Origin of the sequence: Pseudonocardia oceani (assembly GCF_019263585.2) — a bacterium.
GTDB classification, from domain to species: Bacteria; Actinomycetota; Actinomycetes; order Mycobacteriales; family Pseudonocardiaceae; genus Pseudonocardia; species Pseudonocardia oceani.
In genome coordinates, this window is record NZ_JADQDF010000001.1 from 2816619 (window position 1) to 2829193 (window position 12575).

Genomic DNA, 12575 nt, shown 5'->3' on the forward strand with positions numbered 1-12575 from the left:
GTAGCATCTCAACTGCCGAGGAGGACCCCGTGACCGACCGCATCGAGCGCGAGATCCGGATCGACGCCCCGATCGAGCGGGTGTTCGCGCTGGTCAGCGAGCCCGGCTGGTGGATCGAGGACGGACCGGAGCGCACCGTGACGCGCGAGGGCGACGTGACGGTCGTCGAGCTGCCGCGGCACGGGCGCTTCCCCGTCGTCACGGTCTCGGCCGACGCGCCGCACCACCTCGCCTTCCGCGGCGGCGGCCCGGGGCAGACCGCGGAGGAGGGGACGCTGGTGGAGTTCCACCTCACCGAGGACGGGGGCGGCACCCTGCTGCGGGTCGTCGAGAGCGGGTTCGGCGCGGGCGCCGACATCGCCGGCGACGAACAGGGCTGGGAGCACGAGCTCGCCGCCGCCCGGGGCCGCGCCGAGGCCGGATGACGACCGACGCCGTCGGCGCCGTGCTCGCGGCGCTCGCCGACCCCACCCGGCGCGACCTGCTCGACGTCCTCGCCGACGCCGGGGAGGCCACCGCCACGACGCTCTCGGCCCGGCTGCCGGTGTCGCGCCAGGCCGTCGTCAAGCACCTGCAGGTGCTGGAGGCGGCCGGGCTCGTCACCGGCGCCCGCAGCGGCCGCGAGGTGCGCTACCGCGTGGAGCGCGCCCCGCTCGACGCGTCCGCCCGTTGGCTGACCGATCTGGCCGCCACGTGGGACCGCCGGCTGCTCGCTGTCAAGAGGGCCGCGGAGTCCGGCGGCTCGCCGCGCTGATCCGCGGAGCGCGACGCATCATGGAGCGATGACCACTGCGCTCGTCGAGGAGGACCTCGGCCTCTTCGGTCCCGACTCCGTCACCTGGCGGGTGCACATCGAACCGGTGATGTGGGTGGCCGGGTTCCGGGCGCTGCTGCTGCAGTCGCTCGAGCCGCGGGTGATGCGCGGGACCTACCAGAACTCGGCGCTGTTCGACCCGGCGAAGGCGTGGTCGCGGTTCCAGCGCACGGTCGAGTTCGTGGGCACGCGGACGTTCGGGTCCACGGCCGACGTCGAGCGCGTCGCCGCCCGCGTCCGGAAGCTGCACGCGACCCTGCGCGGCTTCGACCCCGACACCGGCGAGACGTTCCGCCTCGACGAGCCCGAGAACCTGCTCTGGGTGCACGCCACGGAGGTCGGGTCCTACGCGCACATCGCGCAGCGCGCCGGGCTGATCGACGGGGCGGACGCCGACCGGTACCTGGCCGAGAGCGTCCGCGCGGCGCGGGTGATCGGCCTGATCGACGCCCCGGCGTCGCGCGCGGAGATGGACGCCTACATCGAGCGCCGGCGCCCCGACATGCGGATGACCGACGAGGCCCGCCGCGCGACGATGAACCTGTTCGCGCCGAAGGGCCGCGCCCCGCGCGCGGTGAAGATCGCGGTGCCGACGATCGCCACCCTCGCGCTGGGCACGCTGCCCCGCTGGGCCCGCCGCTGCTACGGCCTGCCGGGCCTGCCCACCACCGACCTGGGCGTCACGCTCGGGCTGCGCGCCCTGCGCACGGCCACCGGCGTGCTCCCCGACGTGCCGGCCCCGCCGAACATCGAGCGGGCGCGGCGCCTGGTCCGCGGCCTCAGCGCCTGACCCCCTCAGCGCCTGACCCGCAGCAGCACCGGCAGCAGCACCGCGAGCAGCAGGCCGAGCCCGGCCACCGCGGTGATGCCGCCGAGCGCCCACAGCCCGTAGAGCCCGATCGTCGCGACGTCGGAGCCCATGCCCGCGACGGACGTGACGGTCGCCCGCGACGACGAGTCGATGCGGTCCTGCAGCCGCGCGTCGGTGACGGCGAGGACCGCGCGGTAGCCGCCGTAGAACAGCGCGACCCCGACGATCGCGACCGGCTGCCCCACCAGCCCCGCCCCGGCGAACAGCAGCACCGAGACCGCCAGCAGCGCCGCGAGCCACCCGTTGCGCAGGCCGGCCGCGCGCCCGGCGAGCCCCGCCCCGACGACGCCGCCGAGCACGATCGGCAGGTCGGCCACGGGCACCAGCGTGACCGGAACCCCCACGACGCGACGATCAGCGGGAAGTACTCCTCGATCGCGTCGATGCTCGTGACCAGCGCGGCGGCGACCACCACTCCCGGCACGCCGGGGCGCGAGGCCGCGATGCGCAGCCCGGCGCGCAGCGTGGCGAGGTAGCCGAGGTCGTCCCCGTCCGCGTCCCCCTCCCCGGTGCGCAGCGCCTCCGGGATCGTCGACGCCACGACCGCGGCGGCCAGGCAGGTCGCAACGCTCACCCAGCCGACGAGGGCGTAGCCGCCGAGCGGGAACAGCAGCGTCGCCAGGCCCGCCGCCGGGAGCTGCGCGACGAGCTCGGCCGCGCCGACCCGCCCGTTGACGGCGGCGTAGTGCTCCCGCGCGCCGGTGGCGACGAGCCCGTCGTAGAGCAGGGCCTCCTGCGCGCCGGACGCGAGCACGCCGCCGAGCCCCCACAGGACGAAGCCCGCGGCGAACGCGCCGAACCCGGGCGCGGCGGTCCAGCAGGCGAACCCGGCCGCCTGCAGCACGCCGGCCGCCACGAGGCAGCTGCGGCGGGAGAAGCGGTCGGCGACCGCCCCCGTCGGCACCTCGGCGACGATCCCGACGACCGACCACACCGCGAGCAGCAGCGAGATCTCGGCGTCGGACAGCCCGGTGTCGGCGAACAGCAGGGCGTAGAGCGGGTAGAGGGCGACGGTGTCGGCCAGCAGCGCCCAGCCGAGCATGCGGCGGGCGAGCGGGCGGGCGGGGGCGGGGAGGGAGCGTCAACCGGGCACGGACGAAGGCTAGCGAGGGCCGTCAACGCCTTTCGAGGGTGCGAAGGCGGGGACCACGCGCCCGGTGCACCGCCGTCGTCTCAGAGTGATGCAGGCGTTGCCACGTGGGTGATCGGGAGGCGATGATGCCCGCGTGGCGCCGACGACGACTCCCGCGACCGACCTGTCCCTGGTCACCGACCTGTTCGTGATGGCCGAGCGGATGCTCGTGGAGGTACTGGGGCGCATCCGGCAGGGCGACGGCAAGATCGTCCTGCCGCCGCTGCGCCCCGCCGGCGCGCCGACGACGATCCGCGAGTCCGTCGCCCGCCACGTGCGTGAGGAGGCCGCACTCGCCGGCGTCCCCGACGACGTGGAGCTGGGCAGCGACCCGCAGGCCACGGTCGTCCGCCTGGCCGACGCCGCCGTCGCCGCGGTCCGCGAGGGTGGCGTCGACGCCGAGGAGCTGCTCCTCGCCACCATCGACCGCTGCTTCCTCGCCCACGACGTCGCCTTCCACCTCGGTTCCACGGCCTGCCCGCTGCCCGAGGAGCTGGCCCGCCCGCTGTGGGAGATCACCGACCCGCGGTCCGCGGAGTTCCGCGAGCGCGGCGTCTTCGGCGAGCCGCTGCTGCCCATGCCCCCGCACGTGTCCTGGCGCGACCGCTTCCTGCGCAACGCCGGGCGCGACCCGCACCCGCACTTCGACTGAGTGGTCGTCCACGACACCGCGCGGGAGATGGCGCGCGCCCTGCGCGCCCGCGAGATCTCCGCGCGCGAGCTGGTGCAGGCCCACCTCGACCGGATCGACGCCGTCGACGGGCGGGTCAACGCCGTCGTCACGCGCGTTCCGGAGCGCGCGCTGGCCGAGGCCGACCGCGCCGACGCCCGCCTCGCCGCCGGGGAGCAGGTAGGCCCGCTGCACGGGCTGCCGATCGCGCACAAGGACACCCACCTGACGGCCGGGATCCGCACGACCTCCGGCTCCCCGCTGCTCGCCGACTTCGTGCCCGACGCCGACGAGCTCGTCGTCGAGCGGATGCGCGGCGCCGGGGCGATCACGATCGGCAAGACGAACGTGCCCGAGTTCGCGGCGGGCTCGCACACGTTCAACCCGGTCTTCGGCACGACCGCCAACCCGTACGCCCCCGGCCGCAGCGCGGGCGGCAGCAGCGGCGGAGCGGCGGCCGCGCTGGCGTCCGGGATGCACCCGCTGGCCGACGGCTCCGACATGGGCGGCTCGCTGCGCAACCCGGCGTCGTTCTGCAACGTCGTCGGACTGCGCCCCTCCCCCGGCCGCGTCCCCACGCACCCGGCTTCCCTGCCCTGGGCGACGATGTCCGTGCAGGGGCCGATGGCGCGGACCGTGGCCGACGCCGCGCTGCTGCTGTCGGTGCTCGCCGGGCCGGACCCGCGCTCGCCGATCTCCCTGGGCGACCCGGGCAGCGCGTTCGCCGTCCCGCTCGACCGCGACCTCACCGGTCTGCGCGTCGCCTGGACCCCCGACCTGGGCGGCGCCGTCACCGTCGACCCCGCGGTGACGGCCGCCCTCGCCCCGGCCGCGGAGGTGTTCACGCACCTGGGCGCGCACGTCGAGCCCGCCTGCCCCGACCTCACCGGCGCCGACGACGTCTTCCGCACACTGCGCGCCTGGCAGTTCGCCGCGACGATGGGCCCCCAGCGCGACCGGGTGAAGCCCGCGCTGGCCGCCAACATCGACGACGGCCGCCGCCTCACCGGCGACGACCTGGCCCGCGCCGAGCTCGCCCGCGCCGCCCTGTTCCACCGCATCCGTGAGTTCTTCACCCGGTACGACGTGCTGCTGGCGCCCGTCTCGCAGGTGCCACCGTTCGACGCGGCACTGGAGCATCCCACCGAGATCGACGGCGTGCCGCACCCGCACTACCTCGACTGGATGGCCTCGGCCTACCTGGTCTCGGCCGCGGGCCTGCCCGCGCTCTCGGTGCCCGCCGCCTTCACCCCCGACGGGCTGCCGGTCGGCCTGCAGGTCGTCGGTCCGCCGCGCGCCGACCTGCTCGTGCTGCAGGTCGGGCACGCGTTCGAGGGCGCCACGCAGGTCGGCCTGCGCCGGCCGGCGTTCTAGCGGCGCTTCGCGACCACCACGACGTCGCGCACGGTCAGGGGCGCCCCCTCCTGCCCGTGCCCGTGGCCGTGGCCCTCGCGCTCCCGGGTGCCGGCGACGACGACGTCCCACTCGCGCGGGTCGAGCAGGCCCGCGGCCTCGTCCGCGGTGAAGAACATGCCGGGGATCTGCGGGCGGTGGGGGCCGGCGTCGTCGGTCGGGTCGTGGCCGACGAGCAGCAGCGTGCCGCCCGGCGCCACGCCGGTGGCGAGCCGGGCGTACATCTCCACGAGCGTCGGCAGGTGCAGGAACTGGGCGCTGACCAGGTCGTAGGCGCCCTGCTCCGGGGTCCAGGTGGTGAGGTCGGCCCGGCGCCACTCGACGTCGAGACCGGCCGACCGCTCCCGCGCCCGGCCCAGCGCGACCTCCGAGAAGTCGACGGCCGTGACCCGCCAGCCCTGCCCGGCGAGCCACATCGCGTCGGCGCCCTCACCGCAGCCGGCGTCGAGCGCGCGACCGGGCGCGAGGTCCGCGACCTCGGCGACGAGCTGCGCGTTGGGCCGCCCGCTCCACATCCCCCTGGAGCCGTAGCGCTCCTCCCAGGCCACCTGGCTGAACATGTCCGTCTCCGTCATGCCTCCCAGCGTGCCGCCGCCGCACCCCGCGCGCAACCGACATTGCTGGAACAGCAACAAGTCCGCGAGTCGGGGTCTCGTTGCGCGTGAGTCGCGCTCTCACGGCGTTCGGCGTCGCTCCGCGAGACGTCCTGCGACCAGCGCCAGCGGCGCCCACGCGTCCCGGCCCCGGCGGACGACGGCGAACGCGCGCAGCAGCACGTCGGGCCCGCGCAGCGGGAGCAGTCGCACGCCCTCCCGCACGGCCACGGACTCGGCGAGCAGGCCCACCCCGAGCCCGGCCGCGACGAGGTCCTGGACGAGGTCGAGGCTGTCGGCGCGGTGCACGATCCGCGGCGTGAACCCGGCGTGCGCGGCCAGGGCGGCGACCACCCGCTCGTCGGCGTCGTTGCGCGAGTTGACGATCCAGTCCGCGTCGCGGTGACGGGCGACGACGGCGTGCGCGGTCCCGCCCACGTCGGCGGTTCCGGCCGGCACGGCGAGGCCCCACCGGGCGGTCCACAGCGGCGTGGCCTCGAAACGGTCGTCGAGGGTGCGGGGGGCGAGGGCGTAGTCGTAGACGAGCGCGAGGTCGACCGCGTCCTCGGCGAGCAGGTCGAGCGCCTCGGACGGCTCGTGCTCGGCGATCAGCATCTGCACCCGGGTGCCCCGCAGCGAGGCCAGCAGCGGCACCAGGGAGCGCCGGATCGCCGTGGCGAAGCCGGCCACGCGCACCGACCCCGCGGGCTCCGCGTCCGGGTCGAGGTCGGCCCGCGCCGCGTCGACGGCCGCCAGGATCGTGACGGCGTGGTCGGCCAGCCGCCGCCCGGCGGGGGTGAGCCGGACCCGCCGCCCGACCGGCTCCAGCAGGGCCGCCCCGGCCTCCCGGGCGAGCGCGGCGATCTGCTGCGACACCGTCGACGTCGTGACGCCCAGCTCGTCGGCCACCTCACGCATCGAGCCGAGCCGGGCCAGGGCCACGAGCAGCTCCAGTCGGCGCGTCTCCATCCATGGATCATGAACGGTACGTGCAGGGAAGTCACGTGGACGCGAACGGTCGCGGTCGCCTGTACTGGTCCGCGTGAGCACCTCCGTCCCCACTGCATCGGCCCCCGGAGCATCGGCCCGGTCCGGCACCGCCCTCGCCGTCGTCGCCATGCTCTGCGTCCAGCTCGGCCTCGCCGTCTCCGTCGGCCTGATCGACCGCCTCGGCACCGAGGGCACGGCGTGGCTGCGGCTCGCGTGGGCCGGGCTCCTGCTGGCCGTGCTGGTCCGGCCCCGCCTGCGCGGGTTCACCCGGCGCGGCCTGCTGACCTGCGTCCTGCTCGGGGTGGTGACGGCCGCGCTCACGTTCCTGTTCATGGCCGCCGTCGCGCGCATCCCGCTGGGCACGGCGAGCGCACTGGAGTTCCTCGGGCCGCTCGGCGTCGCGGTGGTCCGTGGGCGGGGGCGGGCCCGACTGTGGGCCGGCGTCGCCGCGGTCGGGGTACTCCTGCTGACCGAGCCGTGGCGCGGCGGCGTCGATCCCGTCGGCATCGGGTTCGCTCTGGCGGCGGCCTTCTGCTGGGCCGGTTACATCGTGCTGACGCAGAAGGTCGGCGACGAGGCGACCGGGCTGCGCGGGCTCGCGGTGTCGATGCCGGTCGCGGGCCTCACCGCCACGGCGGTCGTCGCGCTCACCGACGCGCCCGCCGTCCTCGGGGCCCTGGACCCACAGCTCCTGCTCGTCGGGCTCGGGCTCGCCGTGCTGCTGCCGGTGGTGCCGTTCAGCCTGGAGATGCTGGCGCTGCGCCGACTCACCACCGCCGCCTTCGGCACGCTCATGGCGCTGGAGCCGGCGATCGCCCTGCTCGTGGGGCTGGTCGCGCTGCAGCAGGTGCCGGGGTGGAGCGCGGTGCTGGGCATCGGGTTCGTCGTGGCGGCGGGGATCGGGGCGGAGCGGACGGGGGCGCGGATGGCCGCCGGGCCGCCGGGAGCCGGCGGCCCGGCGGTTCAGTCCGCGAGCGTGTAGGACCTCAGCCCGGGTTCGGCCGCCACCTTGGGGTGCAGCGCGAGCTGCTGCGCGATCGTGGCGACGAGCGCCGCGTAGTTGCCGGGGAAGGCCACCGGATCGACTCCCGGCATGAACAGCTGGGCGCAGACGGCCGGGTCGATGCGGCCGGGCTCGGCCGGCCCGTCGTGGTCGAGGGCGTCGATCGCCAGCGCGTGGGCGACCGGGTCGTAGGTGCCGACGGCGAGGTGCTCGGAGGTGACGCCGGTGGGACAGACGTCCTGCAGCGCCACGTTGGTGATGTCGCCGTCGCCGGTGTGCAGCGACGTGGTGCCGGTGTCGTCGAGGTTGGGCTGCACGAACTCGTCGGTGCGGGTGTAGATCTGGGTGTAGGAGATCCCGGCGAACGTCTCCTGCCGGGAGTTGATCGCCTGCGTGTAGTGCGAGTTCGACGTCTGCTGCCACAGCGACTCCGAGCAGCCGGTGGCCGGGGTGCAGAGCACGCCGTTGATCGCGATGCTGCCGTGGTTGGTGGCGGCGAGGGCGACGTAGTCGTCGACCATCGGACGCAGGTCCGGCCAGAACCTCAGGGCGAACCGGGGCTCGGTGCCGCCCTGGCTGTGCCCGACGACGTCGACCCTCCGGCCGCTCATCCCGTGCACCGCACGGATGGCGTGGACGACGTACTCGGCCGAGACCTGCGTGTCGGTCATGGCGTGGTTCGGCAGGGTCACCGAGCAGTAGGGTCGACCGAGCTCGTCCAGGGCCGGGAACCAGTTCCAGCCGAAGTCGTCGGTCGGGGTGAGGGTCGTGCCGGGCACGAACAGCACGACCTCGGTCTCGGCGTCCACGGCGTTCGCGGTGCAGCGCAGCGCGGCGTCGAGGGCGGACTCCGGCACCTCGAGCTCCGGCCCGGGCCGGTCGATCGGGGCGAACTCCTCGTCCGGGATCGTGGGCGGCGGGAGCGGCAGTGACGACGGCGCGACGACCGGGAAGGGCGAGGGCGTGAGCGGAGGCAGGGGCGCGGGCGCGGCCAACGCCTGCCCCCCGAGCAGGAACCCGGCGAGGCCGACCACCGCCAGCGTCGCCATCATGCGACGCGACTTCCCTGTACCCATGACATCCTCCGTTACAGACACTTCAGTATGTAACAGCACGACACTCTCGGTCGTTGCTGTAACTACCTCAACGCGAGAAGGACCGCGACGGTGACGATGGCGCGTTCAGCGGCTCGCCTACTGCGACGAACGGAGTAGTAGTGGCGCCACGAACCCCCCTCCAGCGGCAGCTCGCGCACGGCCGCGGGCCCGCCCGGGCCACTCCGCTCGATGCCCTCGACCTCGCCCGCGCGTGGTTCAACCAGGGCCGGCGCCTCGACATCCAGGCACTGGCGGGCGAGCTCGGCGTCAGCCGGGTGACGATGCACCGCTGGGTCGGCACGCGCGAGCAGTTGCTGGTCGAGGTGCTCTGGGCGAGCGCCGACCGGTCCCTCGCCCGGCTGTGGACGGCGGTGCAGGCCGCGGAGGGCGCGGGGAGCCGCACCGCCGAGGTGCTCAGCCGGTGGGCCGAGGATGTGATCGCGCACCCGGGCATCCGGAAGATGCAGTCCGACGAGGCCGAGCTCATCGCGCGGCTGCTCACGCACGACGCCAGCGAGTTCCAGCGCCGGCTCATCGAGCGGGTCGCGCAGTTCCTGGAGGAGGACTTCACCGCGGGCCGCGTGACGATCGACCTGACCGCGGACGAGCTCGCCTACGCCACCGTCCGGCTCGTCGAGTCCTTCGTGCACACCCCCGCGATCACCGGTGGGGCACCCGACCCGGCCCGCAACGCCCGCGTCCTGCGCGCGCTGCTCCGCTGAACGAGGAGCACCCGTGCCCGTGACGATCGCGCCGTACGCCGCGGAGCACCGGCAGGCCGTCCTGGACCTGTCGCTGCGGGCGTGGGAGCCGGTGTTCCCACAGGTCCTGGACGCCGTGCCGCGCTTCGTGTACGACGCGTTCTACCCCGACGGCTGGCGTGCGCGGCAGCTCGCCGACCTCGCCGCCGTGCTGGACGACGAGCCGGGGAACGTCGACGTGGCCCTCGTCGACGGCGTGGTCGCAGGGTGGATCTGCACGCGGCTGCACCCGGGCGACGACATGGGCGAGGTGTACGTGCTCGCCGTCGACCCGGCTCACCAGCGGCACGGCGTCGGGGCGGCGCTCACGGCCCGCGCGTGCGACCGCGTGCGTGCGGCCGGGCTGCGGATGGTGATGGTCGAGACGGGCGGCGACCCCGGGCACGCCCCGGCGCGGGCGGCGTACGAGTCGCTCGGCTTCGTGCCGTGGCCCGTCGCCCGGTACTTCAGGGACCTGCGGGAGCAGTGATCGTTCCCGCCCTCTCCACGGTATAGCCGACCCCGGGGCTTGCGGCAAGACCCCGGTCGGCCCGCAGAATCGCGGCCGATCGGTCGGGGCCAGCAGTGAGAGGTGCAGACATGCCGGACACGGGACTCCTGCTGGACCTGCGGGAGGTCGGCGAGGCGCACGTCGCCGTCGTCGGGGGCAAGGGCGCGCATCTGGGGGCGCTGTCGCGGATCGACGGCGTCACCGTGCCGCCCGGTTTCTGCGTGACGACGGAGGCCTTTCGCCGGATCGTGGCGCCCTCGCTCCACGGCCTGCTCGACCGGCTCTCGGGCGTGGCACCCGACGACCGGGAGGCGGTCCGCGCGCTGAGCGCCGAGGTGCGCCGGACCGTCGAGGCGGTGGCCGTGCCGGACGACCTCGCGGCCGCGGTCACCGACGCGCTCGCCGGGCTCGGCGACGACGCGGCCTGCGCCGTCCGCTCCAGCGCGACGGCCGAGGACCTGCCGACGGCCTCCTTCGCGGGCCAGCAGGACACCTACCTCAACGTCGTGGGCCCGGCCTCGGTCCTGCGGCACGTCAGCCGGTGCTGGGCGTCGCTGTTCACCGAGCGGGCCGTGACCTACCGGCAGCGCCACGGCATCGACCACCGCGCCGTCGACATGGCCGTGGTCGTGCAGCGGATGGTGTTCCCGCAGGCCGCAGGCGTGCTGTTCACGGCCGACCCCGTCACGTCCGACCGCCGGACCACCTCCGTCGAGGCCACCCTCGGCCTCGGCGAGGCCCTGGTGTCGGGTCTGGTCACCCCGGACGTCCACACGGTGCGCGACGACGCGGTCGTCGCCCGGGCGGTCGGCACGAAGAAGGTCGCGATCGTCCCCTCACCCGGGGGCGGCACCGAGGAGCAGGCGGTCGACCCGGCGCTGCAGGACCGGCCCGCGCTGACCGACGCGCAGGTCGTGGCGCTCGCGCGGCTCGGTCGACGGATCGAGGCGCACTTCGGGAGCCCGCAGGACGTCGAGTGGTGCCTCGTCGACGGCGGCTTCGTGATCGTCCAGAGCCGCCCGATCACCACGCTGTTCCCCGTGCCCGAGACCTCCGACGGCGAGAACCACGTGTACCTCTCCGTCGGGCACCAGCAGATGATGACCGACCCCATGAGGCCGCTCGGACTCTCGTTCTGGCAGATGACGACGCCCGCTCCGATGGCGGAGGCGGGCGGGCGGCTCTTCGTCGACGTGACGCGGAGGCTGGCCTCCCCGGCGGCCCGCGACGGGATCGTGGAGGTCCTGGGCCGGTCCGACCCGCTCACCGGTGACGCCCTGCGGACCCTCCTCGCGCGCGACGGCTTCCTCCGCCCGCTGCCGGACGCGCCCGCCCCCGCGCCGCTGCCCGGCAGCGGCACCACGGAGCCCCCGGAGACCGATCCCGCGATCGTGACCGAGCTGATCGGGCAGAGCCGCGAGTCCGTCGCCGCCGCCGAGCGCGCCATCGCCGGGCTGTCCGGGGAGGCGCTGCTGGACGTCGTCGAGTCCGACCTGCAGGAGCTGCGGCGGATCCTGTTCGACCCGCGCAGCAACCGTGTCTTCCTCTCGGCGATGGAGGCCGTGGAGTGGCTCAACGACCGGCTGCACGAGTGGCTGGGTGAGAAGAACGCGGCCGACGTGCTCACGCAGTCGGTCCCGCACAACGTCACCTCGGAGATGGGGCTGGCGCTCCTGGACGTCGCCGACGCGATCCGCCCGCACCCGGAGGTGGTGGCGTTCCTGGAGCAGGTCGAGGACGACGACTTCCTCGACGAGCTCAGCGCGCTCCCGGGCGGGCACGGGGCGCGCGACGCCGTCGAGGGGTGGCTCGACGAGTACGGCGCGCGCTGCGTCGGCGAGATCGACATCACCCGGCCGCGCTGGAGTGAGCACCCCTCCGCGCTCGTGCCCGTCATCCTCGGCCACGTCCGCAACTTCGAGCCGGGCGCTGCCGCACGGCGCTTCGAGCAGGGGCTGCAGGAGGCGCGAGCGAAGGAGCAGGACGTGCTGGAGCGCCTGCGCGCCCTGCCGGGCGGCGAGGAGAAGGCCGCGGAGACGGAGGAGCGGATCGAGCGCGTGCGCACCTTCATCGGGTACCGGGAGTACCCCAAGTTCGGGATGGTCCGCCGCTACGCCGTCTACAAGCGGGCCCTGACGGCCGAGGCCGAGCGGCTGGTGCGGGCCGGCGTGCTGCGCACCGAGGACGACGTCCACTTCCTGCGGTTCTCCGAGCTCCGCGACGTCGTGCGCACCGGTCAGGTCGACGAGGGGCTCCTCGCGCGGCGGCGGGAGGCGTTCCGGACCTACGCCGCGCTCACCCCGCCCCGCGTCCTCACCTCCGACGGCGAGGCCCTCACCGGCTCCTACCGGCGCGACGACGTCCCGCCCGGTGCGCTCGTCGGGCTACCGGTGTCGGCCGGGACCGTCGAGGGGCGGGCGCGGATCGTGCCGGACATCGCGCAGGCCGACCTCGAACCCGGCGACATCCTGGTCACCGCGTTCACCGACCCGAGCTGGACACCGCTGTTCGTGGCGGTCGCCGGCCTGGTCACCGAGGTGGGCGGCCTGATGACCCACGGAGCCGTGATCGCCCGGGAGTACGGGCTGCCCGCCGTGGTCGGCGTCGTCGACGCCACCCGACTGCTCGTCGACGGCCAGCGGATCCGCGTGCACGGGACCGACGGCTTCGTGGAGGTGCTGGCCTGACCGGAAACCCGTTGGCCGGCCGGCGCGGCACGGCTACCGTCCCGGCACCGTGCC

Annotated in this window: 13 protein-coding genes and 1 pseudogene; 9 read left to right on the forward strand and 5 right to left on the reverse strand. The window is 75.0% G+C overall.

Going from position 1 to position 12575, the window contains the following annotated elements; all coding sequences use genetic code 11:
* Positions 1–29 precede the first annotated feature (29 nt).
* From I4I82_RS14080 to I4I82_RS14090, 3 genes are read left to right on the forward strand one after another with little or no spacing between them, the layout of a single operon-like run.
* Positions 30–425 (forward strand): SRPBCC domain-containing protein, encoded by a 396-nt coding sequence (locus I4I82_RS14080; protein WP_218593433.1) that lies wholly within the window; start codon positions 30–32, stop codon positions 423–425.
* Positions 422–754: an ArsR/SmtB family transcription factor gene (locus tag I4I82_RS14085; protein WP_218593432.1), complete on the forward strand. Its 333-nt coding sequence runs from the start codon at positions 422–424 to the stop codon at positions 752–754. The genes I4I82_RS14080 and I4I82_RS14085 overlap by 4 nt, the downstream gene beginning before the upstream one ends.
* A gap of 28 nt (positions 755–782) precedes the next feature.
* Positions 783–1604 (forward strand): oxygenase MpaB family protein, encoded by an 822-nt coding sequence (locus I4I82_RS14090; RefSeq protein ID WP_218593431.1) that lies wholly within the window; start codon positions 783–785, stop codon positions 1602–1604.
* Positions 1605–1609: 5 nt separating this feature from the next.
* Here the strand turns inward: I4I82_RS14090 and I4I82_RS14095 are convergent, their stop codons facing one another.
* Entirely contained in the window at positions 1610–2029 is a 420-nt protein-coding gene (locus I4I82_RS14095) for a hypothetical protein (protein ID WP_226370459.1), read from the reverse strand.
* 68 nt (positions 2030–2097) lie between these two features.
* Positions 2098–2727 (reverse strand): annotated as a pseudogene (locus I4I82_RS14100) (MFS transporter); the annotation flags it as partial.
* 184 nt (positions 2728–2911) lie between these two features.
* Here I4I82_RS14100 and I4I82_RS14105 point away from each other — a divergent pair.
* Together I4I82_RS14105 and I4I82_RS14110 are read left to right on the forward strand one after the other, a co-directional pair.
* Positions 2912–3469, forward strand: coding sequence for a hypothetical protein (locus I4I82_RS14105; protein WP_218594291.1), 558 nt, complete (start codon positions 2912–2914; stop codon positions 3467–3469).
* Positions 3470–4861 carry an amidase gene (locus I4I82_RS14110; RefSeq protein WP_226370049.1) on the forward strand — a complete coding sequence of 464 codons (1392 nt, stop codon included), beginning with the start codon at positions 3470–3472 and terminating at the stop codon, positions 4859–4861.
* Here the strand turns inward: I4I82_RS14110 and I4I82_RS14115 are convergent.
* Positions 4858–5475 carry a class I SAM-dependent methyltransferase gene (locus I4I82_RS14115; RefSeq protein ID WP_218594290.1) on the reverse strand — a complete coding sequence of 206 codons (618 nt, stop codon included), beginning with the start codon at positions 5473–5475 and terminating at the stop codon, positions 4858–4860. The two genes, I4I82_RS14110 and I4I82_RS14115, sit on opposite strands and share 4 nt — an antisense overlap.
* 99 nt (positions 5476–5574) lie before the next feature.
* Positions 5575–6462: a LysR family transcriptional regulator gene (locus I4I82_RS14120; protein WP_218594289.1), complete on the reverse strand. Its 888-nt coding sequence runs from the start codon at positions 6460–6462 to the stop codon at positions 5575–5577.
* Between the two features lie 73 nt (positions 6463–6535).
* Here I4I82_RS14120 and I4I82_RS14125 point away from each other — a divergent pair, with 73 nt between their 5' ends.
* Complete coding sequence (locus I4I82_RS14125) at positions 6536–7465, forward strand: EamA family transporter (RefSeq protein WP_226370050.1); 930 nt, start codon at positions 6536–6538, stop codon at positions 7463–7465.
* Here I4I82_RS14125 and I4I82_RS14130 read toward each other — a convergent pair.
* The gene (locus tag I4I82_RS14130) at positions 7447–8562 is read right to left on the reverse strand and encodes a lipase family alpha/beta hydrolase (protein WP_225920599.1); all 1116 of its coding nucleotides are present in this window, start codon (positions 8560–8562) and stop codon (positions 7447–7449) included. The genes I4I82_RS14125 and I4I82_RS14130 overlap by 19 nt on opposite strands.
* 140 nt (positions 8563–8702) lie before the next feature.
* On the opposite strand from I4I82_RS14130, the gene I4I82_RS14135 reads away from it, so the two are divergent.
* The 3 genes from I4I82_RS14135 to rph all read left to right on the forward strand — a co-directional run bounded on the left by I4I82_RS14135 (position 8703) and on the right by rph (position 12521).
* Positions 8703–9305 (forward strand): QsdR family transcriptional regulator, encoded by a 603-nt coding sequence (locus I4I82_RS14135; RefSeq protein ID WP_218593514.1) that lies wholly within the window; start codon positions 8703–8705, stop codon positions 9303–9305.
* A gap of 13 nt (positions 9306–9318) precedes the next feature.
* Positions 9319–9813: a GNAT family N-acetyltransferase gene (locus I4I82_RS14140; RefSeq protein WP_218593513.1), complete on the forward strand. Its 495-nt coding sequence runs from the start codon at positions 9319–9321 to the stop codon at positions 9811–9813.
* Positions 9814–9923: 110 nt separating this feature from the next.
* Positions 9924–12521 (forward strand): rifamycin-inactivating phosphotransferase, encoded by a 2598-nt coding sequence (rph, locus tag I4I82_RS14145; RefSeq protein ID WP_218593512.1) that lies wholly within the window; start codon positions 9924–9926, stop codon positions 12519–12521.
* Positions 12522–12575: the final 54 nt, after the last annotated feature.

Bases quoted from the DNA above. Each gene is read 5' to 3' on its own strand.
- rph (WP_218593512.1), top strand. From the start codon at position 9,924: ATGCCGGACACGGGACTCCTGCTGGACCTGCGGGAGGTCGGCGAGGCG.
- I4I82_RS14115 (WP_218594290.1), bottom strand. From the start codon at position 5,475: ATGACGGAGACGGACATGTTCAGCCAGGTGGCCTGGGAGGAGCGCTAC.
- I4I82_RS14085 (WP_218593432.1), top strand. From the start codon at position 422: ATGACGACCGACGCCGTCGGCGCCGTGCTCGCGGCGCTCGCCGACCCC.
- I4I82_RS14130 (WP_225920599.1), bottom strand. From the start codon at position 8,562: ATGGGTACAGGGAAGTCGCGTCGCATGATGGCGACGCTGGCGGTGGTC.
- I4I82_RS14090 (WP_218593431.1), top strand. From the start codon at position 783: ATGACCACTGCGCTCGTCGAGGAGGACCTCGGCCTCTTCGGTCCCGAC.
- I4I82_RS14120 (WP_218594289.1), bottom strand. From the start codon at position 6,462: ATGGAGACGCGCCGACTGGAGCTGCTCGTGGCCCTGGCCCGGCTCGGC.